The 21,785-nt window shown below is 63.5% G+C and carries 22 protein-coding genes and 1 pseudogene; 17 read left to right on the top strand and 6 right to left on the bottom strand.

The features are described 5' to 3' along the window. Window positions 1-23: 23 nt before the first annotated feature. From JOY50_RS03280 to JOY50_RS03290, 3 genes are all read right to left on the bottom strand, one after another. Window positions 24-1,043 carry an AraC family transcriptional regulator gene (locus tag JOY50_RS03280; RefSeq protein WP_243054766.1) on the bottom strand — a complete coding sequence of 340 codons (1,020 nt, stop codon included), beginning with the start codon at window positions 1,041-1,043 and terminating at the stop codon, window positions 24-26. Further along, window positions 1,040-1,960: a GGDEF domain-containing protein gene (locus JOY50_RS03285; RefSeq protein WP_132840234.1), complete on the bottom strand. Its 921-nt coding sequence runs from the start codon at window positions 1,958-1,960 to the stop codon at window positions 1,040-1,042. Before JOY50_RS03285 ends, JOY50_RS03280 begins: the two co-directional genes overlap by 4 nt. Before the next feature lie 93 nt (window positions 1,961-2,053). After that, complete coding sequence (locus JOY50_RS03290; RefSeq protein WP_243054767.1) at window positions 2,054-3,454, bottom strand: metallophosphoesterase family protein; 1,401 nt, start codon at window positions 3,452-3,454, stop codon at window positions 2,054-2,056. Between the two features lie 370 nt (window positions 3,455-3,824). Here JOY50_RS03290 and JOY50_RS03295 point away from each other — a divergent pair, with 370 nt between their 5' ends. From JOY50_RS03295 to JOY50_RS03320, 6 genes and pseudogenes are all read left to right on the top strand, one after another. Continuing rightward, a complete protein-coding gene (locus JOY50_RS03295) occupies window positions 3,825-6,290 on the top strand; it encodes a TonB-dependent receptor (RefSeq protein ID WP_132840239.1) in 2,466 nt (821 codons plus the stop codon). 34 nt (window positions 6,291-6,324) lie between these two features. Continuing rightward, window positions 6,325-8,211, top strand: a complete 1,887-nt coding sequence (locus tag JOY50_RS03300; protein ID WP_405045961.1) for a phytase — start codon at window positions 6,325-6,327, stop codon at window positions 8,209-8,211. Between the two features lie 67 nt (window positions 8,212-8,278). Beyond that, window positions 8,279-8,989: a protein TolQ gene (tolQ, locus tag JOY50_RS03305; protein ID WP_132840245.1), complete on the top strand. Its 711-nt coding sequence runs from the start codon at window positions 8,279-8,281 to the stop codon at window positions 8,987-8,989. 13 nt (window positions 8,990-9,002) lie between these two features. Beyond that, the gene (gene tolR, locus JOY50_RS03310; RefSeq protein ID WP_028613700.1) at window positions 9,003-9,446 is read left to right on the top strand and encodes a protein TolR; all 444 of its coding nucleotides are present in this window, start codon (window positions 9,003-9,005) and stop codon (window positions 9,444-9,446) included. Window positions 9,447-9,448: 2 nt separating this feature from the next. Further along, entirely contained in the window at window positions 9,449-10,192 is a 744-nt protein-coding gene (locus tag JOY50_RS03315; protein WP_132840249.1) for an energy transducer TonB, read from the top strand. Between the two features lie 6 nt (window positions 10,193-10,198). Continuing rightward, window positions 10,199-10,274: pseudogene (locus JOY50_RS03320) on the top strand (KUP/HAK/KT family potassium transporter); the annotation flags it as partial. 2 nt (window positions 10,275-10,276) lie between these two features. On the opposite strand, the gene JOY50_RS03325 reads toward JOY50_RS03320, so the two are convergent. After that, the gene (locus JOY50_RS03325; RefSeq protein WP_138736572.1) at window positions 10,277-11,350 is read right to left on the bottom strand and encodes an NAD(P)-dependent alcohol dehydrogenase; all 1,074 of its coding nucleotides are present in this window, start codon (window positions 11,348-11,350) and stop codon (window positions 10,277-10,279) included. 150 nt (window positions 11,351-11,500) lie between these two features. Further along, the gene (locus JOY50_RS03330) at window positions 11,501-11,926 is read right to left on the bottom strand and encodes a potassium channel family protein (protein WP_132840254.1); all 426 of its coding nucleotides are present in this window, start codon (window positions 11,924-11,926) and stop codon (window positions 11,501-11,503) included. A 104-nt stretch (window positions 11,927-12,030) separates the two neighbouring features. On the opposite strand from JOY50_RS03330, the gene JOY50_RS03335 reads away from it, so the two are divergent. The 7 genes from JOY50_RS03335 to JOY50_RS03365 are packed head-to-tail and all read left to right on the top strand — an operon-like array spanning window position 12,031 to window position 18,307. Beyond that, the gene (locus JOY50_RS03335; RefSeq protein WP_132840256.1) at window positions 12,031-12,708 is read left to right on the top strand and encodes a thermostable hemolysin; all 678 of its coding nucleotides are present in this window, start codon (window positions 12,031-12,033) and stop codon (window positions 12,706-12,708) included. Next, window positions 12,698-14,161 carry an AMP-binding protein gene (locus tag JOY50_RS03340; protein ID WP_132840259.1) on the top strand — a complete coding sequence of 488 codons (1,464 nt, stop codon included), beginning with the start codon at window positions 12,698-12,700 and terminating at the stop codon, window positions 14,159-14,161. The genes JOY50_RS03335 and JOY50_RS03340 overlap by 11 nt, the downstream gene beginning before the upstream one ends. Before the next feature lie 8 nt (window positions 14,162-14,169). Continuing rightward, on the top strand, window positions 14,170-14,850 hold the full coding sequence (locus JOY50_RS03345; RefSeq protein WP_132840261.1) for a TenA family transcriptional regulator: 681 nt from the start codon (window positions 14,170-14,172) through the stop codon (window positions 14,848-14,850). Beyond that, window positions 14,837-15,643, top strand: a complete 807-nt coding sequence (locus JOY50_RS03350) for an SDR family oxidoreductase (RefSeq protein WP_132840264.1) — start codon at window positions 14,837-14,839, stop codon at window positions 15,641-15,643. Before JOY50_RS03345 ends, JOY50_RS03350 begins: the two co-directional genes overlap by 14 nt. Next, window positions 15,640-16,281, top strand: coding sequence for a hypothetical protein (locus tag JOY50_RS03355; RefSeq protein ID WP_132840266.1), 642 nt, complete (start codon window positions 15,640-15,642; stop codon window positions 16,279-16,281). The genes JOY50_RS03350 and JOY50_RS03355 overlap by 4 nt, the downstream gene beginning before the upstream one ends. Window positions 16,282-16,283: 2 nt before the next feature. Then, window positions 16,284-16,946: a response regulator gene (locus JOY50_RS03360; protein WP_132840269.1), complete on the top strand. Its 663-nt coding sequence runs from the start codon at window positions 16,284-16,286 to the stop codon at window positions 16,944-16,946. Further along, entirely contained in the window at window positions 16,943-18,307 is a 1,365-nt protein-coding gene (locus JOY50_RS03365; protein WP_132840271.1) for an ATP-binding protein, read from the top strand. Before JOY50_RS03360 ends, JOY50_RS03365 begins: the two co-directional genes overlap by 4 nt. A gap of 26 nt (window positions 18,308-18,333) precedes the next feature. Here the strand turns inward: JOY50_RS03365 and chrA are convergent, their stop codons facing one another. Beyond that, the gene (chrA, locus tag JOY50_RS03370; protein ID WP_132840274.1) at window positions 18,334-19,551 is read right to left on the bottom strand and encodes a chromate efflux transporter; all 1,218 of its coding nucleotides are present in this window, start codon (window positions 19,549-19,551) and stop codon (window positions 18,334-18,336) included. Between the two features lie 187 nt (window positions 19,552-19,738). Here chrA and JOY50_RS03375 point away from each other — a divergent pair, with 187 nt between their 5' ends. The 4 genes from JOY50_RS03375 (at window position 19,739) to JOY50_RS03390 (ending at window position 21,777) form a co-directional block, all read left to right on the top strand. Continuing rightward, window positions 19,739-20,299 (top strand): hypothetical protein, encoded by a 561-nt coding sequence (locus JOY50_RS03375; protein WP_028613702.1) that lies wholly within the window; start codon window positions 19,739-19,741, stop codon window positions 20,297-20,299. A 97-nt stretch (window positions 20,300-20,396) separates the two neighbouring features. Beyond that, window positions 20,397-20,936, top strand: coding sequence for a chalcone isomerase family protein (locus JOY50_RS03380; protein ID WP_132840277.1), 540 nt, complete (start codon window positions 20,397-20,399; stop codon window positions 20,934-20,936). Window positions 20,937-20,938: 2 nt separating this feature from the next. Further along, window positions 20,939-21,475 carry a DUF3833 domain-containing protein gene (locus JOY50_RS03385; protein WP_243054769.1) on the top strand — a complete coding sequence of 179 codons (537 nt, stop codon included), beginning with the start codon at window positions 20,939-20,941 and terminating at the stop codon, window positions 21,473-21,475. Further along, window positions 21,472-21,777 carry a DUF6482 family protein gene (locus JOY50_RS03390; RefSeq protein ID WP_132840283.1) on the top strand — a complete coding sequence of 102 codons (306 nt, stop codon included), beginning with the start codon at window positions 21,472-21,474 and terminating at the stop codon, window positions 21,775-21,777. The genes JOY50_RS03385 and JOY50_RS03390 overlap by 4 nt, the downstream gene beginning before the upstream one ends. Window positions 21,778-21,785: the final 8 nt, after the last annotated feature.

A 21,785-nucleotide genomic window follows, 5' to 3' on the forward strand; every position in this document is an offset into this window, starting at 1 on the left:
AGGCGGGGTTGTTCAGCTCCCCATCAGGCCCACAAGGCTTCCAGTTCACTCGGCACACGCCCGGTCCAGCGCTTGAACGAACGGCGGAAGTTGGTGCTGTCGCTGAAGCCCAAGTACCGGGCCACAGCATCGTTGCTGTAGCCCTTGACCTGGTAGAGGTACAGCGCCTGGTCGCAGCGCACCTGGTCCAGTTGTTCCTGGAAGTTGGAGCCATGACGGGCCAGACGGCGCTTGAACGAAGCGGGGCTGGTGGCGAAGGCGGCCGCCACCCGTTCAAGGTTCAACGGTTGGCGAATCAGCCCCAGCAGGTGTTCGTAGACGAGGTCGAGGAAGCTTGCCCGCCAGCCCCAGGCCGCCAACTGGGCATCGCAGGCTTGGCGTGCCACGTGCTGGGCGGTTGACCCGGCGCCAGGCCAGGCGCGCAGCAGGTATTCCCGTGGCAGGCTCATCACTGTGGATGGGCGGTCGAAAGCCAGGGAATCGCCCAAGTGCACCCAATACTGTTCGACGTAGGCCGGTTCGGCATGGCTGAACTGGAAACGCCAAGGCAGATGCTCTTGCTGCTGGCGGCGCGCGAGGGCGACCACCGCGGTCATGCTGGACTCCAGCAGGAAGCGGCGTTGCTCGCCGATGGCGCAGCTTTCCCGCCAGTACAGGTGCAAGTACTGCTCATCCAGGCGCAGGACCGGGCTGAGCAAAGGGGACAGCAGGGCGCGGTACTGATCGATGCGCTCCAAGGCTTGCAGCAGGTGATCCGCTTGCTCCAGCAGCAGGCTGGCGGCACCGTGGTGCCCGGGCCACAGACGCTGGCCGTAGAGAAAGCTGCTGTCGTCGGCATCGAGCAGCCGCTGCGCATTGCCGATCAGGCGCAGGAACTGCTGTGGGCTTATCAGCGCGTTGCCGCCGACGACGTCGTCATAGAACAGCCCGCAGCCGCGTAGAAGGTGATGGGTATCGATCTGCCGCGAGCGCGCCAGGTCGATTAGCGCAGCTGGCAGGTGGTGGGCGGTGATGAAGCGGCTGTCGCCGTCATAGCCATTCATGCCTGGCACGCCTTGCGGCTCTTGGCCTGGGCCAAGGTGTAGTTGAGGCGTTTCAGCAGGTGGTCTTCGTCTTCGTCCAGCGCCATCACGCTGGCCACCGTGGCTGTCAGGTGCAAGCGTTCGCCATGCCGGCCGGTGTGATGGGCGAGGTGGGCGATGCTCTGGCGCAGCGCCTCCGCCATGGCCTGGGCCTGGCGTTCGCCGGTGTTGGGCAGCGCCGCGACGAAGCGGTCGCCGGCCAGGCGGCAGAGTATGTCCTGCTGGCGCAGGTTGAGCAGCAGCAGTTGGGCGACCACTTGCAGCACCAGATCGCCTTCTTCCTGGCCATAGCGCTGGTTGATCTGGTTGAAATCGTCCAGGTCGACGACGATCAGCGACAGTGCTTGCTGTTCGCTGGCGGCTTGGGCAATGGCCTGCTGCAGGTGCTGGCGCAGGTACCGGGCACCGGACAGCGGGGTGAGCTTGTCGAACAGGCGGTGCTCGCGGAACAGTTGCTCACGCTTGCGCATCTGCGCGGTGATGGCGTGCTGTTCTTGCTGCAGGTGGTACATGCCCAGGGTCAGCAGCAGCATGCCCAGCGGCATGGGCGCAGTCTCAAGCCAGTTGTCCCAGACCGCGTCGTCGGGCAGGCGGATGAATTCGTCGAGGGTGTCCATCCACATCGAGAAGGCGATGAAGCACAGGCCCAGGGAAAGCAGGCGGGTGACCCGGCCAGCAGGGCGCCCGCGTAGCAGCATCACTAGCCAGCCGCAGAGGATCAGGCAAGTGCCGCCCTCGCCGGCGACGTCCATCCAGTTGATCTCGGCCCAGGCTTTAAGCGTACCGGCGGCGAGGTAAACGAGCAGGCCGGCGTTGGCGGCCAGTACCAGGCCGACCAGCGTAAGGGCGTGCTGTTTGAACAGGGGGCTGAGGCGCATGGGGTGTCCTGTAAGTGTGTTGTTGCCTGTGCTGGCACCGTCGCCGGCACAGGCACAGCAGCATGCAAGGCGTTTATCTCAATCCGATGACGCTCACTTGCCGCGGGCCGTGCACGGCAGCCCGTCCGGCCCTACGCTGGCCTTGCAGTAACGTTCGTTGGCCAGCGCCAGCTTGGATTCCTGCAAGAACTTGCGCCCTTTGGCATCACGCGTGATATCGAACGCGTCGTATAGCTGGTCGTCAGCCGAATAGGTGCGCACCTGCAGGCGGTTCTGCTCGACCGCGATGGTCTGGTACAGCTGGGTGTCTTCGGCCGTGCGGTCCGGCTGGTGGCGGGCGCGGTCGTTCAGGCCATACATCTTCGAGCCGGTCACCGAGACCATGTACACCGGGCCGATTGCCTGTCTGGCCTGCTGTGCGGCACGCGTGGCCTGGCGCCCTTCGGCGTGGGTCAGGCGGCTGTAGCAGTGGTCGTGGCCTTGCAGTACCAGGTCGACCTTGTAGCGCTCCAGCAGCGGTTGCCAGGCGGCCTTGAGCGGCTCGGTATCTTCGGGGCGGGCACAGGTGTAGACCGGCTGGTGCATGACCACGATGTTCCACTGTGCCTTGCTGCTTTTCAGGGTTTGCTCCAGCCAGTCGGTCTGTGCTTGCAGGGTGCCCAGGTCGAGCGCCGAGGTGCCGTCCAGTACCACGAAGCGCACATTCTGGTAATCGCTGAAATAGCTGGTTGCCGCCACACCGGGGGCACCGTTGCGCGGCAGGGCGAACTGCGCCGTTACATGGGGGCTGAGGCTGCGGCTTTCGCTGCCATCGGGGTTGAGGGTTTCCAGGTACTCGTGGTTGCCGAAGGCGGTGAGCTGTGGGATGGCAGCGTACGACCAGCCGCCGGCCTGGTTCCATTCACCCCATTCATCGTCGTGGGCGAGGTCGTCGCGCGATGCCACCAGGTCGCCAGCGTGCACCACCAGGGCAGGGTGCGCCACGCTGCGCAGCGCCTGGCGAATGGTGCGCGAGGCGATGGCGAGGATGTCGTTCTGGGTGTCGCCCAGGTAGATGAACGAGAACGGCGCGAACGTGGCCTTGGCCGTGCGGAACTGGTGCCATTCGCTCCAGCCCGCGCTGCCCTTGAGCCGGTAGACGTAGGCGGTGTCTGGTTGCAGGTGGTCCAGGCGCACCTGGTGGTAGTTGGCTGGGCCGTTGTCGCTGTCCAGGCGCTGGGTGCTGCCACTCAACGGGCTGGCCTTGGCTGCCAGCGCAGGGCCGGCGAGGGCCGGGCCCAGCTCCAGCACTGCGTCGGCCTGGGCCAGGTCGGTGCGGTAACTGATGGCCATCTGCGTGGCGGCGTTCTGGCCGGGGGTCAGCACGATACGGTCGGCCAGCTGGCCGGCGGCGTAGGGCAGGCCGGCGGAGCGCGGGATCGCAGCGGAGTCATTGGCCTGGGCATGAGCCTGTGCGGCGCAGAGCAGGGCGGCCAGTAGCAGGGGGCGGTGCATGGGGTTTCCTCGATGAGCCCGGAAGGCGTGATGGGCGCAAAGGAAACAAAGGCGGATGACGGTTCTGTTACCGGGCGGGGGGTCGATTTGGCTCAGCTGATCGTCAGGAAAAAACGCGATTTCAAGTGGTCGGTTACGGCCCAGGGCCCCCGGACCGGCCCCACAGCTGCGCCACAGGTTTGCAGAGCATCGCCAGTGCCGCAGCGGGCCTCAGGTCATATCAGCTCAAATTGCGCCGAAAACAGCGTGAAAGCCGCGTTTTCAAGCCGCCCAGCCCAGCGCTGTCACGCAAGTGCCACACACACTTTCTAGCTTTCGCAGCCATTCCCGGGTTCATCGGGTCACTGCAAGCGAGGGTTTCAAGGTGGCAATGCCGTTTCGTCACATCCGCAACGCCGGATTCCGGGTCAGCCTGCTGGCCGTTGCCATTACCACCGCCCCAGCCTGGGCGGAAGATGCGGTCGAGCGGGTCGAGGTGATCGGCCAGGCGGCGAGCATCGACAAGGCGCTGCGCGAGCAGAAAAGCGCCGACAGCATCAAGAGCGTGGTGCATGCCGATGGTGTTGGCCAACTGCCCGACGACAATGCCGCCGAAGCCCTGCAGCGCATCCCCGGGCTGTCAGTGGAGCGCGACCAGGGCGAGGGCCGCTTCGTCAGCGTCCGCGGTATCGCCCCGGACCTTAACAGTGTGACCATCAACGGCACCCTGGTACCGGCCCCCGAGGGCGACCGCCGCGCCGTGGCACTGGATGTGCTGCCCGCCGAGCTGGTGCAGTCGCTGTCGGTGGTCAAAACCCTGACCCCGGACATGGACGCCAACTCCCTCGGCGGCACCATCGAAGTCGAGAGCCTGTCGGCGTTCGACCATGACGGGCTGTTCTACACCCTTACCGGCGAAGCCAGCCACGACACCAACGTCAGCCGCGACAGCCCGAAGTTTTCCGGCGCGGTCAGCGACCGCTTCAGCCTGGGAGACGGCATCGACAACTTTGGCGTGGCAGCGGCGTTTAGCTGGCAGAAGCGCAAGTTTGGCTCGGACAACGTCGAAACCGGCGGTAACTGGGATTTCGAGGACGGCGCCCGGCTGGAAGAGGTCGAGGCCCGCGACTACCAGATTACCCGTGAGCGCACCGGCCTGGGCCTGAACTTCGATTACCAGCCGGATGACGTCTCCAGCTACTACCTGCGCACCCTCTACAGCAAGTTCAAGGACACCGAGACGCGCAACGCCCAAGGGCTGGAGTTCGCCGACCCGCAGGGTTCCGGCCAGCGTGGCGAGGCCGAAGGCTGGCGCGACTTGAAATCGCGCGAGGACACTCAGGAAATCCAGTCCTACGTACTTGGCGGCGAGCGCATCCTCGACCAGTGGACCATCAGTGCCCAGGCCGGCTACAGCCAGGCCACCGAGCACGATCCGGGTGGCATTGCCGGCGCCAGGTTCGTCGGCGATTTCGACGAGGTCGGTTTCGACGGCACGCGCAAGCCACGGCTAAACGTGGGCAACGACTTCTACGACCCGGCCCGGTTCACCCTCGACGAAGTGGAGTGGGAGAAGGTTGACGGCAAGGACCAGGAAAAGAACATCCGCCTGGACCTTGCCCGCGACTACGATTTCGCCGACGCCTCGCAGGTCAAGTTTGGCGGCAAGCTCAGCCGCCGCGACAAGACCAGCGACACCGAAACCTGGGCCTATGACGGGTTCGATGACATCAGCCTTGCCGATTATCAGGGCAGCAATGTCGACTACGCCCTGGGCAATTTCGGCAACGGCATCAGCGCCAGCGCAATCAAGGGCCTGATCGGTGACCTCGACCGTTCGGCCTACTACGATGAGGAAGCCTCGCGCATCAATGATTTCGACATGAGCGAGGACATCAACGCGGCGTACCTGATGAACACGCTGGACATCGGCGACTGGCGCCTGATTGCCGGTCTGCGTTACGAAGGTACCAGGTTCGAGGCCAAAGGTACTGGCCTGCGCGACGGTGTGTACGAGAACGTCAGCAGCAACAATCGCTATGACCACTGGCTGCCAGGCCTGCACGCGCGCTACCAGTTGTCGCCGGCCACGGCCATTCGGGCTGCCTGGACCAACACCGTGGTACGGCCAACCTTCGGCCAGCTGGCGCCGGGTTTTGTCATCGATGAGAACGATGCGTCGTTCGGCAACCCCGAACTCAAACCGCTGGAGTCGATGAACTTCGACCTGGGCATCGAGCACTACATGGGCCGCGCCGGCACCGCCTCGGCGTTCCTGTTCTACAAGGATATCGACCACTTCATCTACAGCACCGACCTGGCGGGCACTGGCGACTGGGTGGACTTCGACGAAGCGCTCACCTTCGAGAACGGTGGCGGCGCCAAGCTGTATGGCCTGGAGCTGGCGTATTCGCAGAAGTTCGACTGGCTGCCGGCACCCTGGAACGGCTTGCTGCTAGGCGCCAACCTTACCCTCAGCAAGTCTGATGCCACCCTGCAAGGGCCTACCGGCAAGCGCAGCATCGACCTGCCCAATCAGTCCGACACGGTGGGCAACTTCATGGTCGGCTGGGAAAACGACCGCTTCAACATGCGCCTGGCCGCCAACTACAAGTCGGGCTACCTGCTGGAGCTGGGTGCCATCGACGACAAGGCCCACGACCAGTATGCCGATGACCAGCTGCACGTGGACTTCAAGGCAGGCTACTTCCTGACCCCCGAGCTGCAGTTGACCTTCGAGGCGCAGAACATCACCGACGAGTCCTATTACGTGTACAGCGGCCACCGTCGCTACAACGCCCAGTACGAAGAATACGGCCCGACCTACAAGGTCGGCCTGACGCTCACCCACTTCTGACCGCACCCTTCAGGGATATTGCCTGCTCATGCGTATGTTCACTTTGTCCATGCTGGGGCTGTACGTCGCCTTGGCCCACGCCGGTGCCAACGCGGCGCCGAGCTTCACACTCGACCGCAGCGTCATCGACAGCGAAACCAGCCAGTGGCTGGCTCCAACCCCGGCGCTCAAGCAGGCCGAACGCCTGCAACTGAACGCCATGGGGCTGCAGCTGGTTGACCGCCAGGGCCGCGTACTTGGCGAGTTGCCGGGCCGCTTCGAAACCCTTGACCACCGCCCCGATGGCACCGGCCTGATGGTTGCTACCGTCGACAAGAAGCGTCAACAGGCGTTGCTGGCCCGCTTCGATGCACAAAGCGGTTGGGGCGCCCCGCGCTACCTGCCCAAGACCCGCTATGCCATCGAGGGCCTGTGCCTGTACCGCGACAGCGCCGCCAACGACTTCCTGTTCCTGGTTGGCGAGGAGGGCATGGGTGAGCAGTGGCTGGTCGCCGAACATGGCCAGCCGCTGGCCGAAGCACGCCAGGTGCGCGCCCTGAGCCTGCCGCCGCAGAGCGGGTTCTGCCAGGCGGATGATGCAAGCCATAGCCTGTACGTAAACGAAGAAAACGTCGGCCTGTGGCGCTACGAAGCTGCTGCCGAAGCACCCCTGGTGCGCGAGCCGGTGGACCTGGTGGCACCGTTCGGAAGCCTGGCCAAGGCCGCCGCCGGCGTGGCCCTGGTGCCCGGGGGCCTGATGCTGCTGGACCCGGCCGCCAGTGCCTTGCACCTGTACCAGCGCCGCGCCGGTCAATGGCTGCGTCATGGAGCCCTGAGCTTGCAAGGGCTGAAAGAGCCCGAACAGATCAGTGCCCGTGTGAAAGGCAAAGGCCTGGAACTGTTGCTGGCCGACGACCAGGGCACGCACTTTGCGACGCTGGGCTGGACGCCAACGCCAGCGCCGGTTGCGCCTCCCGTGGTACAGATCAACGCGCAGGTGCAGACCGACGGCGTGCCCAGCCTTGGCGATGCGGCGGACGACCCGGCGATCTGGGTCAACGCGCGCCAGCCCGAACTGAGTCGGGTATTGGGTACCGACAAGAAAGGCGGGCTGCTGGCCTACGACCTGCACGGCAAGCAGCTGCAGGACTTGCGTGTGGGCCGCCTGAACAATGTCGACGTGCGTAATGGCTTCCAGCTTGGCGAACGTGAGGTCGACCTGGCCGTGGCCAGCAACCGTGACCGCAACAGCCTGCACCTGTTCGCCATCGACCCGGCCAGCGGCCAGTTGAGCGACATCGGCCAGGTGCCGACCGGGCTCAAGGAAATCTACGGCCTGTGCCTGTTCAAGGATGCCGATGCGGCCATTTACGCCATCGCCAATGACAAGGATGGCCGCTTTGTTCAATACCGCCTCGACGGCAGTAGCGGCCAGGCGGGCGGCACCTTGGTGCGCAGTTTCAGCACCGCGACCCAGTCGGAAGGTTGCGTGGCCGACGACCGCAACCAGCGCCTGTTCATCGGTGAAGAAGACGTAGCGGTCTGGGCCCTGGACGCCCGTGGCGACGGCCCGACCCGCCTGGACAAAGTGATCGGCGTGGGCGGCCTGGTCAAGGACGACATCGAAGGCCTGGCGCTGTACCACGGCAAAGGGGGCGATTACCTGGTGATCTCCAGCCAGGGCAACGACAGCTATGTGGTGGTCGACGCCAAACCACCGTACCGGCTGCGCGGCGGCTTCCAGGTAAGCCTGGACGCACAGCGCGGTATTGATGGCGCCTCGGAGACCGACGGCCTCGACGTGACCTCGGCCAACCTCGGCGGCCCCTGGGCGAAGGGCCTGCTGGTCGTGCAGGACGGTCGCAAGCGCATGCCCGAAGGCAACCAGAACTACAAGTACGTGCCGTGGGCGGCAGTGGCCGAAGCCTTGGGCCTGAAGTAACGGCCGCCTGTCATGCCAGCGCAACCTGATTGCCTTTGACTAAGACTCACATTGAAAGGACACCCCCATGCAAACCCCAAATCCGCTCGAACACACCACCGTCTGGGGCCTGGTCAGCGAAGCCAGCCTGGTGGTCCAGGCCGTCATGCTATGCCTGGCCCTGGCCTCGCTGCTCAGCTGGTACCTGATCATCCAGCGTGGCAGCCGTCTGCGCCGTAGCGAAGCGCACAGCCGGGCATTTCTCAAGCAGTTCCGCGAAAGCGAAGTCGGCCAGCTGTATCAGGGCATCAAGGCGCAACAGCCTCACGTCGATGCCGGGCTGCAGCAGCTTTTCGTCTCTGGTTATCAGGCGTTCCAGCAGCTGCAACCTGGCCAGCAGCCCGACAGCGTGCTGGAAGGCGTCGAACGCAGCCTGCTAGTGACCATCGCCGAGCAGGAAGAGCGCCTGGAGCAGGGCTTGCCGTTCCTCGCCACGGTCGGCTCGGTCAGCCCCTACATCGGCCTGTTCGGCACCGTGTGGGGCATCATGAATTCGTTCCTGGGGTTGTCCCAGGTGCAGCAGGCGACCCTGTCGACCGTGGCCCCCGGTATTGCCGAAGCGCTGATCGCCACCGCCATAGGCCTGTTTGCGGCGATTCCGGCAGTGATGGCCTACAACCGTTACTCGGCGCGCAGCCAGACCTTGATCAGCCGCTACTACGCCTTTGGCAACGAACTGCAAGGCCGCCTGCAACGGCGCTTGCAAGGCCAGCCCAGCAACCTGGCGGCAGCGGCCTGAGGAGGAACATGCGATGCTCGCCAGACCCGTCCGCAAGCATGGCCTGAAGGCCGAAATGAACGTGGTGCCGTACATCGATGTGATGCTGGTGCTGCTGGTGATCTTCATGGTCACTGCGCCCATGCTGGTACAGGGCGTGCAGATCGAGCTGCCCAAGGTGGCCGCCGAGGCACTGCCGGCACCCAGCCAGCAGCGGATCGTCACGCTCTCGGTGAAGGCCGATGGCAGCTATTACTGGAACCTCGGCAGCGAGGTCGACACCAGCCGCCAGACCGATAGCGCCGTGGACACCGCGCAGATGCGCGACAAGATCGCAGCCATCGTCGCCCAGGACCCGCAGACCCAGGTGTACCTGCGCGCCGACCGCAACACCGAGTATGCCGCAGTGGTGGCAGGCATCGCCGAGCTGCAACGCGGCGGTGTCAGCCGCCTGGGCCTGATCACCGAGGCGCCGTAACCATGAGCAAGCTGACTTTTGACCCTGCCAGCTGGCGCGACCACGGTATGGCGTTTGGTGTGGCGTTTGCACTGCACGCGGGGCTGGTCTATGTGCTGTTCAACCTGTCGCATACGCCGGTGCTGCAACCGGTACCGGCAGCGGTGATCCACACCCAACTGGTGCACGTGCCGGCACCCGTAGCGGTGCCTGAGCCGCCGGCGCCCGAGCCTGTGGTCGAGAAGCCCGCGTTGCCGACGCCCAAGGCCCAGATGCCGGTCGTGGATGAGGCCGCATTGGCACTCAAGCGTGTGCAGCAGCAGAAGCGCGATCTGCAACAGAAGCGCGATCAACAACAGCGTCAGGAACAGGAACAGGCGCGCAAGCAACGCGAAGAGGCTGAGCTGCGCGAGCGGCAACTGGCGCAACAAGAGCAGGCACGGCAGCAGCAGGCGCGAGAGGCTGCTGCCCAGGCTCGTGCCGCAGCCGAGTCGGCCAGCCGCCAGTATCTACCCATCGCCAAGGAGGCGCCGGACTACCCGCAGCGGGCGCTGGATCGCAATATCGAGGGGGAATGCACGGTCACCTACACGGTCACGCCGCAGGGGCAGGTCAGCGATCCGCAGGTGGTGGGCCAGTGCCACCCGTTGTTCGTCAAACCGTCGCTGGCGGCGGCGAAGCGCTTTCGTTACCAGCCTCGGGTGGTGGATGGGCGGGCGGTAGCGGTGGCCAATGTAAAAAATACCTTCACATACAAGATTCGATGAATCTCAATCGCCTCCCAGCCGGTGATTACCGGCGCGTTTTCCCTGACGCGCCAGGCCATCCAGCTGGGCTACGTGCCGCTAGGTTCAGGGCGTTATCGCCACCTTCATCACACCGTCGCGCTGGTGGGCGAACAATTCGTAGGCAGCCTCGATGTCGTCGAGCCGAAAACGGTGGGTGACCAACGGGGAAACGTCTACACGGCCGCTGGCGACCACCGCCATCAGCCGGCGCATGCGTTCTTTGCCGCCGGGGCACAGTGTGGTCACGATGCGGTAATCGCCAAGTCCCGCAGCGAATGCATCAAGGGGGATGCGAAGGTCGGCGCAGTATACGCCCAGGCTGGACAACGTACCCCCGGGGCGCAGCACGCGCAGTGCCGATTCGAACGTGGCCTGGGTGCCCAGCGCTTCGATGGCCACATCCACGCCACGGCCATCGGTCAGCGCCATGATGTGTTCCACCACGTTGCCTTGCTTGAAATCGACCACGTGCGAGGCACCCATTTCGCGTGCCACACGCATGCGCGCCGTCACCGTGTCCACGCCGATGATGGTGGTGGCGCCCAGCATTTTGGCACCGGCGACTGCGCACAGGCCGATCGGGCCCAGGGCGAATATGGCGACGGTATCGCCAATTGTCACACCCCCGCGTTCTGCACCGGAAAAACCAGTGGACATGATATCGGGGCACATCAGCACGTGTTCGTCGCTGAGCCCGTCGGGAATGGGGGAGAGGTTGACCATCGCGTCAGGCACTCGAACGTATTCAGCCTGGCACCCGTCGATGATGTTGCCGAACTTCCAGCCACCCATGGCCTTGAAACCATGCACAGTACCGGCGCCGTCCTGGGCGCCGCAGCCACACAGGCAGGCATTGCTGTGGCCGCTGGGGGTGATGGCGCCGGCGATGACGCGCTGCCCCTCGTGGAAGCCCAGTACCTCCGAGCCCAGTTTTTCGATGACACCTACTGGCTCATGGCCGACGGTGAGCCCTTTTGCCACTGGATACTCGCCACGCAGGATATGCACATCGGTGCCACAGATTGTGGTGGTGCTGATGCGCATCAACGCATCTAGCGGGCCTATCTCGGGGATGGGTTTGTCGTCCAGTACGATGCGGTTCTTTTCGACGAAAATGGCCGCTTTCATGAGTGCCATGGCATGCCTCCGGGGCATCGCTGAATATGTGTTGGCAAGTAAAGGGTGCGCCCCAAATGCCTAAAAGTCTGGATTTCCGTCAGGTGGGCGGCAAACGGCGGTTGCATGCTTGATAGTTGTCAATTGCCGGGCTGACAGAGCTACGCCTCACTACTTGGCCTTCCAGTACTTCTGCATTTCCAGAAACAGGAAGGAGGCCGTCCAGGTGATCATGACCAGGCCTGTCAGCGCCTGCAGGCCTGTGAGGTATTTAAGGTCGCCAGTTGGCGCGATATCGCCAAAGCCGATGGTGGTGTAGGTGGTGAATGAGAAGTACACGCAGTCCATGAATGTGCCATCGAAGTTGCCGCTCAGCGTGCCCCAGCCTTTGGCATTGGCCATCAGGTAATAGGCCAGGGCAAAGCACCAGACTTCCAGTGCGTGGGCGACCAACGCGCCGAACACGCCGATGACGATGCGAAACCGGCTCCAGAGCTTGAGCCGGGGTAGCCAGTCGTTCAGGCGCAGCAGGCATTCGTAGTGAATCACCACCACCAGCACCACGACCAGCGCGTTGATCAGTGTGACGGTAAACATCGACGGCTCCCCTGTGGCCCTGACATCAGTCTAATCCGTGACTTCAGATTCCCTTCAGATTGACCGCTGATACTCACCCCATCAAACCCGAACGGGGGAGTTTCATGACCCAGTCTCAGTGGAGCAGTCTGCTCCCATTGCCTATCGGCAGCCACGTCGACCATCACGCCCACTTGTCGCTTCATCTGCACGAGGCCCCCGGCCGTGATGAGCTGGAGCACTTCATTCATCAATGTTTTGCCAGCGTGCATCATGCTGATGTGCACCATTACCTCCCAGAACTGCTGGCGTTGCACGACAGCCATGGCCGGCTGATTGCTGCCGCAGGCTTGCGCCTGGCCGGCAGCGGGCCGCTGTTTCTCGAACACTATCTGGATGAGCCGCTGGAAGCTGCAGTTTCACGGGTGGCGGGCTGCACCCTTGAGCGTGAGAGCATGGTCGAAGTCGGCAACCTGGCCTCGCTCAGTGCCGGTAGCGCGCGAATCATGATCATAGCGGTGACCTGGCTGCTGGCCACACGCGGCCTGAAGTGGGTGGCGTTCACCGGCGCGACGACGCTGATCAACAGTTTCCAGCGCCTGGGCTTGGTACCGTCGGTACTGGCGTCGGCTGACCCGGCTCGGCTGAATGGGCAGGTGGACCAATGGGGTACCTATTACGCTCAGCATCCGCAAGTCTTTGCCGGCAGCATCGGTCATGGCTTTGATGCCTTGAGCAAGGCAGGGGTGTTCCAACGCCTGGGGTTGCCGACGGCCTTTCGGGAGACTGGCCATGCCGCATGAACTGGAGCGCTTGCATCAACTGCTGGTCACGTTTGCCCGCGATCACGGTGATGCAATTGCCGTGCAAGGGGCCACCGAGCGCTTCACCTTCAGGCAGTTGCTGGCCGAAGTGGGGTTGCGCACCCATAGCTTGCGCGCGCGCTCGCCCGGCCCGCTGGTACTGGCCCTGGATAATGGCCCGCAGCTGCTGTTCTGGGACCTGGCGGCGCTGTTTGCCGAGCGTCCCTGTGTGATCGTGCCGTCGTTCTTCAGTACTGCCCAGTTCAGCCATTGCATCGGGCAGAGTGGTGCCAGCCATGTGCTGTGCGACCCGCAATGGCGCGGTGCGCTCGCCGAGCTGGGGTTCGCCCAGCAGGACGCGTTCTGGGTCCGCGAGCCAGAGCCCGCAGTGGTACTGCCGGCCGGTACCGCCAAGATCACCTACACCTCTGGCAGCACAGGTAAGCCCAAAGGCGTGTGCCTGTCTGTCGAAGCCTTGTTACGTGTAGCCCGGGAGCTGGAAGTGGCCAGCCGGCCCAGTGAACCTCAACGTTACCTGGCGGTGCTGCCGTTTGGTGTGCTGCTGGAAAACCTCGGGGTCTACGCCGCATTGATGGCCGGGGCGAGTGTGCTGCTGTACCCCCAGGCGCAACTGGGCATGGTCGGTGCCAGCCAGGTCGATTTCAAGCGCTTGCTGGCGGCCATCGCCCTGAGCGGCGCGCAGAGCCTGATTCTGGTGCCTCAGCTGTTGATGGGGCTGATCACGGCCATCGAGCGTGGGCTGATGAGGGTGGGGGCGTTGCGGTTCGTTGCGGTTGGTGGTGCCCGCGTAGCGCCCAGCCTGCTGGCCCGAGCCGAAGCGATCGGCCTGCCGGTGTTCGAGGGCTATGGCTTGTCCGAGTGCGCTTCGGTGGTGGCCTTGAACCGGCCGGGCGCAACCCGTCGAGGCAGTGTCGGTAAACCGCTGCCCCATGTGCAGGTGCGTATCGCCGAGGACGGGGAGGTGCTGGTGGCGGGCTCGGTGTTGCTCGGTTATCTGGAGGAACCACCCGTCTTCGACAGCTGGTGGGCTACAGGCGACCTCGGCCATTTCGACGAGGAGGGCTACCTGTACCTCGATGGCCGCAAGAAACACCAGTTCATCACCAGCTTCGGGCGCAACGTCAACCCTGAATGGGTGGAGGCCGAACTGACCCAGAGCGGTGTAATCGCCCAGGCGTTCGTGCATGGCGAGGCCCTGCCAAAGAACCTGGCATTGCTCTGGCCGCTGGACCCCGCTACCCCCGAGACCGTCATCGACCAGGCCGTGCAGCAATGCAATGCCTCGCTGCCGGACTACGCCAGGGTGCATGCCTGGCGTCGCCTGCCGTGTCCCTTGTCCAGTACCGACGACACCTTGACCGCCAATGGCCGCCCGCGCCGCGAGGCCATCCTGCGGCATTACCACTCCCTGTTATCCGATATCCCGTTGTGAGGTCTGCCATGTCCTTTTTCGATACCCTGCAAATGCAAACCACCCAGGAACGTCAGGCCCTGTTTGCCATGCCAGTCATACGCGATGCGTTGGCGGGGCACGTCAGCCTCGACAGCTATGTGGCATTCCTGACTCAGGCCTACCACCACGTCCGCCATACCGTGCCGCTGATGATGGCGTGCGGGGCACGCCTGCCTTCGCGCCTGGAATGGCTGCGCGGCGCCGTGTGCGAATACATCGAGGAGGAGTACGGCCACGAGCAGTGGATCCTCAATGACATCAATGCCTGCGGTGGCGACTGGGAAGCAGTACGTGACGGTCGGCCGGCGCTGCCGATCGAGCTGATGGTCGCCTACCTTTACGACGTGATCGCCCGTGGCAACCCGGTCGGGCTGTTTGGCATGGTCAATGTGCTCGAAGGTACCAGCATTGCCCTGGCCACCCAGGCCGCGGGCACCATCCAGAGCACGCTGGCGTTGCCCGACAGGGCCTTCAGCTACCTCAGCTCCCATGGCGCGCTGGACCAGGACCACATGGTCACCTACAGGCAACTGATGGACCGCCTCGATGATGCTGAAGACCAGCGGGCTGTGATCCATGCAGCCAAAGTGGTCTACCGCTTGTATACCGACATGTTCCAGGGGCTGCCGCGTGCGGGCCTGCAAGAGGTGCGTCATGCGCTTGCCTGAGTGTGTGGTGATACTCACCGGTGCCAGCGGCGGCATCGGCCTGGAACTGGCCGAACAGTTGTGCGCAGCCGATGCCCGGGTACTGGCGGTGAGCCGGCAGCTGGGCAAGCTCGCCAGTTTGATGAACCGTTATCACGACAGGCTGCTCTGGCAGCCGGCCGACCTGCGCAGCCATGACGGGCGTGAGCAGGTACTTGCCCGTGCCCGGGAGATTGGCGGGGTCAACGTCCTGATCAATGCCGCGGGCGTGAACCGTTTTGCCCTGTTCGACCAGATCGACGAGCAGGCCCTGGACGAGCTGCTGGACATCAACCTTAAAGCCGCCCTGCAACTGACGCGTGTCTGCTTGCCATTGCTGCGCGCACAACCCAGGGCGATGGTCGTCAACGTCGGTTCCACTTATGGCTCGATCGGCTACCCCGGCTATGCCACCTACTGCGCCAGCAAGTTTGCCCTGCGCGGCTTCTCTGAGGCGCTGCGCCGCGAACTGGCCGATACCTCGGTGAATGTCATGTACGCCGCACCCCGGGCGACCCGCACCGCAATGAACAGCACTGCCGCCACGGCCCTCAACCAGGCGCTGAAGGTCGGCATGGACGACCCGGCAGATGTGGCCCGCGCTGTGCTCAAGGCCGTGCAGTCAGAACGCAGCGAGCTTTATCTGGGCTGGCCGGAAAAGCTCTTCGTGCGCATCAACGGCATGTTGCCCGGCGTGGTCGACCGTGCGCTGCGCAAGCAACTGCCGGTGATCCGTCGTTACCTCGTTAGCCATTCGAAGGAGTCGATCAAATGAAACGTCTGTTTATCGCTGGCCTGCTGGCGTTCGCACCGCTCACCTGGGCCCTGGACCAGGCCGGAAGCCAGCAATTGGCTTCTTTGCAGCAGCGTTGGGCACAGGTTCAGTACCAGGCGCCTGAAGACAAACGCGCCGATGCGTTCGAGAAACTCGCAACGGACGCTTCCACTTTGGTTCACCAGCACCCGGGCTCGGCCGAACCCTTGATCTGGGAGGGCATCATCAACAGCAGTTGGGCGGGTGCCACCGGCGGCCTGGGGGCGCTGGGCAAGGTCAAGTCGGCCAAGGCCAGCCTCGAACAGGCCATGAAACTCGACCCCAATGCCCTGCAGGGCTCGGCTTATACCAGCCTCGGTGCCTTGTACGACCAGGTGCCTGGCTGGCCCATCGGTTTTGGTGACAGTGACAAGGCCGACACCTTGTTGCGCAAGGCGCTGCAAATAAACCCCAACGGTATTGACAGCAATTACTTCTGGGCCGACCACCTCTACCGGCAAAAACGCTACGCTGAAGCCACTGCCGCCTTGGAAAAAGCACGCCAGGCGCCACCACGGCCAGGCCGGGAGCTGGCCGACCAGGGCCGGCGTGGCGATATCGATGCTTTACTCAAGGCCATCAAGGACAAACAGGACTGAACATGCGGCTGCTGCTGGTTGAGGATGATACCGCCCTGGGCGAGGGGATCTGCGACGGGTTGCGCCAAGAGGGCTACACCCTCGACTGGTTGCGCGATGGCCTGAGCGGGCTGCATGCCCTGCAACACGAAATGTTCGACCTGGTGATCCTCGACCTCGGGCTGCCGCGGTTGGGCGGCATCGAGCTGCTGCGACGGGTGAGGGCAGGGGGCAACAGCTTGCCGGTACTGATCCTCACCGCGCGCGATGCGACCGAGGACCGTATCTCTGGCCTGGATGCCGGTGCCGACGACTATCTGGTCAAGCCGTTCGACCTCAACGAGCTCAAGGCCCGCCTGCGCGCCTTGCTCAGGCGCAGCGCCGGGCGGGCCAAGGTGCTCATCGAGCACGCAGGTGTAAGCCTGGACCCTGCCACCCAGCAGGTGCACTACAACGGCGTGCCTGTGATACTGACGCCCAAGGAGTATCGCCTGCTGCACGAGTTGCTGGCGCAACCGGGCAAAGTGTTCACGCGTGAGCGGTTGACCCAGCTGCTGTATGGCTGGGACGAGGAGCCTGAGAGCAACACGCTGGAAGTGAACATCTATCACCTGCGCAAGAAGCTGTTCAACGGCCTGATCCGCACGGTGCGCGGTATCGGTTATCTGGTCGAGGGCAAGGTATGAGCTCGCTGCGCCAGCGCACGCTGTGGCGGGTGATGGTGCTGATGCTGCTCGGCACCGGTTTGTTGGCGCTGTACAACTATCACGACAGCCGGCGCGAGATCAACGAAGTCTACGATGCCCACATGGCTCAGAATGCCCGGCTGTTGCAGGGGGTGATGAACCTGCCGGTACAGGATGGCAACCGCGAAAAGCTGTATCGGGCGTTCAACGAGGCGCTGGGCAAGGCCGGGCGCCATCGTGTGGGCCACCCCTACGAAAGCAAGCTGGCGTTCCAGGTATGGGGTGACGGAGCACGGCTGCTGGTGCACACGCCCAGTGCACCGACGCTCGACCCACCGCCTACGGCGCCGGGCTTTTATGACTTTGCCAGCGGTGGCGAACAATGGCGCGGCTTCGTTTTACCGGTGCCCGAAAAACAGTGGGTGATCTGGGTGGGTGAGCGCGACGATGTGCGTTACGACCTGATCGATCGCATCGTACGCCATACGCTGTTCCCGTTTTTGCTCGGCAGCCTGGGCCTGGCGCTGTTGGTCTGGGCGGCCATCGGCTGGGGGTTGCGCCCGTTGCAGAACATGGCCGACGTGATTCGTGCGCGCCATGCCGACTCTCTGGAGCCGTTGCAACTGGTGCCGTTACCGACAGAGCTTGAGCCCATGCAGGCTGCCATCAACCGCCTGCTGGCGCAGATCGAGGACCTGCTACGGCGCGAGCACCGGTTCATTGCCGACGCGGCCCATGAGATGCGCACCCCTCTGGCGATCCTGCGCCTGCATGCGCAAAACGCACAGGCCGCCAGTACCGATGCCGAGCGCCAGAAAGCCCTCGGTTTTCTGATTGGCGGTGTGGACCGGCTGACCCGGGTGGTCAACCAGTTGCTGACCCTTGCCCGCGTCGAACCGCGCCTCGGCCAGCGCGTCACCACCCGTGTCGATCTGGGCGAAGTGGTCACCGATGTACTGGCGGATCTCACACCCTGGATACTCGATCGCGGCCTGGAGCCTTCGCTCGATCTCAGCGAAGGTGACCATGGCCTGATGATTGATGCCGGAGCGCTGGGCATCGCCTTGCAGAACCTGGTTTCCAATGCGGTGGAGCATTCACCGCCTGGCGGGCGCATCACGGTATCACTCAGGCGCCTGGCCACTCACTTCGAACTCGTTGTCGAAGACGAAGGGCCGGGCATAGACGAGGCGAATCTTGTGCGGGTATTCGAGCGCTTCTATAGCCGCAATAGCCCCAATGGCGCAGGGCTGGGGTTATCCATCGTGGCCACCATCGTCGAGCGGCTGGGTGGGCAGGTGCGCCTGGAAAACAGGGCTGCTGGCGGGCTGGCAGCCATCGTATCGCTTCCTTTGCAGTGAGCTGCACGATACCGTCTCAAAGGCCCCTAGACGGTGCTGCTCAGCAGCCAACCGAACCCGCCGCAGCCCAGGACAACCAACCATGCAGGCCACTTCCAGAACATCAGGGCCATCAAGGCGATCAGCGCCCATGCAAAGTCTGCTGGCTTGGCTATGGCGCTCGTCCACACCGGTTGGTACAAGGCAGCCAGCAGAAGCCCGACCACACCGGCGTTTACACCGGCAAGCGCTGACTGGCTGCGGGTGCTTCGCCGGAGTGTTTCCCAGAAGGGCAATACTCCGATCACCAACAGGAAGGAGGGGGTGAAGATGGCGAGAATGCCAACGGTCGCGCCAACCCAGCCGGACGGCTGCACGCTCATGGATGCCCCCAGGAAGGCTGCAAACGTGAAGAGTGGGCCCGGTATGGCCTGCGCCAGGCCATAACCTGCCAGAAAGGTGTCATTTACGACCCAGCCCTTGGCCACTGTGGCGGACTCAAGCAACGGTAGAACGACATGCCCGCCGCCGAATACCAGCGAGCCTGCGCTATAAAAGGCGTTGACCATTGCCAGTGCTTGCGAGGGCCAGATGCGGGTCAATAGCGGCAAGCCGACCAACAAGGCAAAGAACAGTACTAGCGCTGCCAGCCCGGCCTTTCGGCTGACTGAAATCGGCAGCGCTTCCCCTGCCGGGGAGCCCGGAGGCTTGAGCAGGATCAAGCCTGTGATGGCCGAGCCTGAGATCACGGCTATCTGCCCGATTGCGTTGGGCCACAGCAGCGCGGTACAGGCAGCGAGCAGGGCGATGGTTACGCGCGCAACATCGGTGCAAAGGCTACGTGCCATGCCCCACACCGCCTGGGCCACCACAGCGACTGCGACGACTTTCAGGCCGTGCAACAGGCCACTTGGGGCGCCACCTCCCCATGTACCGAGGCCCTGAGCACACAGCGTCAGCAGGAGGGCCGATGGCAATGTGAACCCTGCCCACGCAGCGAAAGCGCCCGTGAACCCGGCCCGTGAGAGGCCCAGGGCGATGCCGATCTGGCTGCTCGCGGGCCCGGGAAGCAGCTGGCACAGGGCGACCAACTCGGCATAACTGCGTTCACTGAGCCATTGGCGGCGCGCTACAAATGCCTCACGAAAGTAACCCAGGTGCGCAATGGGGCCACCGAAAGACGTCAGGCCCAGGCGCAAGAACACCAGAAACACCGACCAGGCAGAGTCGCTGGGCTTCACGCCGCACTGAGTGCGTTCTGACAAGGCAGGCTCCTTGGGTGAGTGACGCTGCAGTTTTTGGTGGGGTACAGCCTGCCTTGAGGCTTGTTGTGGGGATCGGTTTTACAGGCACTGAAAATCCTGCGACAACCCCCAAGAAGCCGTACTCATTTGTGCAAAGTCTGCTGTTCGCCACCTACGCTGTCCAGAGTCTTGATCCCCTGGAGGCCCCATGAGCAATTTCCCTATCGTTGCCACCGTCTTGTCCATGGTGTTGGGCCTTTCTGTCACACGCCTGCTTCTTGGGGCGCTAACCGTCTTCCGTATCCGTCGCAACGCAACCCCAGACTGGGTTGCCCTGGTCTGGGCAGTCATGCTGTTCACCACCCAGATGGATTTCTGGTGGGCGGTCAATACGCTGCCGCAAGTAAGGGGGACCTTTTCGTTCCAGGAATTTTTGCTGCTGGTGTTGCTGGCACTTGCGCTGTTCGTTGCCTCGGCGCTGGTGTTGCCCAGCCGAAGTGAGGACGAGCTCGAAGGGCTTCGCGTGTATTTCGAGCAGGATGGCCGATACGCACTGCTGTTCCTGTCGGGCTATTACCTGCTTGGGTTTATCGTCAACATTCTCTTGTTCGGCGTTTCGCCCCTGGCGCTTTGGGGCGCATTTGACGTGATCATGATCGTGATCCCGCTGTGTGTGTTTGCAGCCAGCTCGCGCAAGGCCTATGCGCTGCTTACCGTGGCATTCGTACCTATCAATATTGCGGACCTGGTGATATCGCTACTCACGTGATCGAGGGTGACTGCGTCCATTAAAATCTATACAGTGCGGCGTAATAACTGTACAGCGTGCTATTGTTGTACAGTATTTGGGTGTGATCGAGGTCAGCATGGCGCACCGTGCTCGTTGGACCTGCCTTTGTCTGCTACTGGCTGCCCTGTCGACGGCAGCGGCGGACTGGCGAGCGGAGTTGCCTGCGGCAAAACGCCTGGGCGTGGGTGAGTTCACCTGGTTTGGCCTGCGTCTTTACACAGCCCAATTATGGACAGCAGGGCCAGTTCATGACTGGAACCAGCCTTTCGCCCTTGAGCTCCTCTATCACCGATCGTTGTCCAAGGGCACATTGGTACAGGCCACCCTCGAGGAAATGCGCCGCCTCAACGGTGGCAGCATAACGTCGCAACAACGCACGGCGTGGACCCATGCGATTGAACAGGCATTCGTGGACGTGCGCCCCGGCATGCGCATTACGGGCTTGTACCTGCCGGGGCAGGGTTGCCGCTTTTACGTCGACGGTAAACTCAGCCGCGAAATCGCCGACCCGGTCTTTGCCCGAGCGTTCTTTGCCATCTGGCTCGACCCCCGTGCCAGGGATACCCAACTGCGTCAGCGCCTACTGGGGCTGGCTGGCAACGACCGAGGAACATGAACATGTACAAAGTACTGTTGCTGGCTTCCTGCCTGCTTCTGGGCAGCTGTGGCAATGTCGGTGTGGAGCACTATGCCCAGGAGCAACCGAAACTCGACCTGGCGGCATTCTTCTCGCGGCCGGTGCAGGCCTGGGGGATGTTCCAGAAGCGGTCCGGGGAGGTGGTCAAGCGCTTCCACGTGCGCATCGACAGCCGCCGCGAAGGTGAGCGGCTGATTCTGGACGAGCATTTTCTATACAGCGATGGCACTCGCCAGCAGCGTACCTGGATGCTGGTGCCTGACGGGCCTGGCCGCTGGCGCGGAACCGCGGGGGACGTGATCGGTGAGGCGCGCGGCGAAGTGGCGGGTAACGCGCTGCGATGGCGTTACCAGTTGGACCTGCCGGTTGATGGGCGGCACTGGCAGGTAGACCTGGACGACTGGATGTACCTCATGGATGACGACACCCTGATCAACCGCTCGAGCATGAGCAAGCTGGGCGTGGAGATCGGCCAGATCACCCTGTTCTTCCGCCGCCTGCCAGAGGGCACACCATGAACCTGATCGCGCTTGCCCAGTTGGTATCCACCGGCGAAGCCAAGGAACTGGAACTGCTGTCGCTGGAGGGTGGTTTTTACCTCTTGCGCGCCTTGACCGACGCAGGCCCCGTGACGTTGTGCGACGCCCATGGGCAGCCCGTTCGTGTGCGCTCCACTACCGAGCTGCGGCAATTGCTGGCCGACCTGCCACCAGTGCCCTGCATGCTGGTACAGCAGGTGGTGCATGATGAGATGTGCGGGCAACGTGACGGCCCCGTTGCACCGCTGCGCGTACCGGTAACGCTCACAAGCCAGTGGTAGCCCGAACG

Source organism: Pseudomonas sp. BP01 (genome assembly GCF_022760795.1).
Lineage (GTDB): Bacteria > Pseudomonadota > Gammaproteobacteria > Pseudomonadales > Pseudomonadaceae > Aquipseudomonas > Aquipseudomonas putida_Q.

Bases quoted from the DNA above. Each gene is read 5' to 3' on its own strand.
- JOY50_RS03335 (WP_132840256.1), top strand. From the start codon at position 12,031: ATGACCCAGTCTCAGTGGAGCAGTCTGCTCCCATTGCCTATCGGCAGC.
- JOY50_RS03330 (WP_132840254.1), bottom strand. From the start codon at position 11,926: ATGTTTACCGTCACACTGATCAACGCGCTGGTCGTGGTGCTGGTGGTG.
- tolQ (WP_132840245.1), top strand. From the start codon at position 8,279: ATGCAAACCCCAAATCCGCTCGAACACACCACCGTCTGGGGCCTGGTC.
- tolR (WP_028613700.1), top strand. From the start codon at position 9,003: ATGCTCGCCAGACCCGTCCGCAAGCATGGCCTGAAGGCCGAAATGAAC.
- JOY50_RS03340 (WP_132840259.1), top strand. From the start codon at position 12,698: ATGCCGCATGAACTGGAGCGCTTGCATCAACTGCTGGTCACGTTTGCC.
- JOY50_RS03375 (WP_028613702.1), top strand. From the start codon at position 19,739: ATGAGCAATTTCCCTATCGTTGCCACCGTCTTGTCCATGGTGTTGGGC.
- JOY50_RS03385 (WP_243054769.1), top strand. From the start codon at position 20,939: ATGTACAAAGTACTGTTGCTGGCTTCCTGCCTGCTTCTGGGCAGCTGT.
- JOY50_RS03390 (WP_132840283.1), top strand. From the start codon at position 21,472: ATGAACCTGATCGCGCTTGCCCAGTTGGTATCCACCGGCGAAGCCAAG.
- JOY50_RS03280 (WP_243054766.1), bottom strand. From the start codon at position 1,043: ATGAATGGCTATGACGGCGACAGCCGCTTCATCACCGCCCACCACCTG.
- JOY50_RS03350 (WP_132840264.1), top strand. From the start codon at position 14,837: ATGCGCTTGCCTGAGTGTGTGGTGATACTCACCGGTGCCAGCGGCGGC.
- JOY50_RS03365 (WP_132840271.1), top strand. From the start codon at position 16,943: ATGAGCTCGCTGCGCCAGCGCACGCTGTGGCGGGTGATGGTGCTGATG.
- JOY50_RS03300 (WP_405045961.1), top strand. From the start codon at position 6,325: ATGTTCACTTTGTCCATGCTGGGGCTGTACGTCGCCTTGGCCCACGCC.
- JOY50_RS03355 (WP_132840266.1), top strand. From the start codon at position 15,640: ATGAAACGTCTGTTTATCGCTGGCCTGCTGGCGTTCGCACCGCTCACC.
- JOY50_RS03285 (WP_132840234.1), bottom strand. From the start codon at position 1,960: ATGCGCCTCAGCCCCCTGTTCAAACAGCACGCCCTTACGCTGGTCGGC.
- JOY50_RS03290 (WP_243054767.1), bottom strand. From the start codon at position 3,454: ATGCACCGCCCCCTGCTACTGGCCGCCCTGCTCTGCGCCGCACAGGCT.
- JOY50_RS03295 (WP_132840239.1), top strand. From the start codon at position 3,825: ATGCCGTTTCGTCACATCCGCAACGCCGGATTCCGGGTCAGCCTGCTG.
- JOY50_RS03360 (WP_132840269.1), top strand. From the start codon at position 16,284: ATGCGGCTGCTGCTGGTTGAGGATGATACCGCCCTGGGCGAGGGGATC.
- JOY50_RS03380 (WP_132840277.1), top strand. From the start codon at position 20,397: ATGGCGCACCGTGCTCGTTGGACCTGCCTTTGTCTGCTACTGGCTGCC.
- JOY50_RS03325 (WP_138736572.1), bottom strand. From the start codon at position 11,350: ATGGCACTCATGAAAGCGGCCATTTTCGTCGAAAAGAACCGCATCGTA.
- JOY50_RS03345 (WP_132840261.1), top strand. From the start codon at position 14,170: ATGTCCTTTTTCGATACCCTGCAAATGCAAACCACCCAGGAACGTCAG.
- JOY50_RS03315 (WP_132840249.1), top strand. From the start codon at position 9,449: ATGAGCAAGCTGACTTTTGACCCTGCCAGCTGGCGCGACCACGGTATG.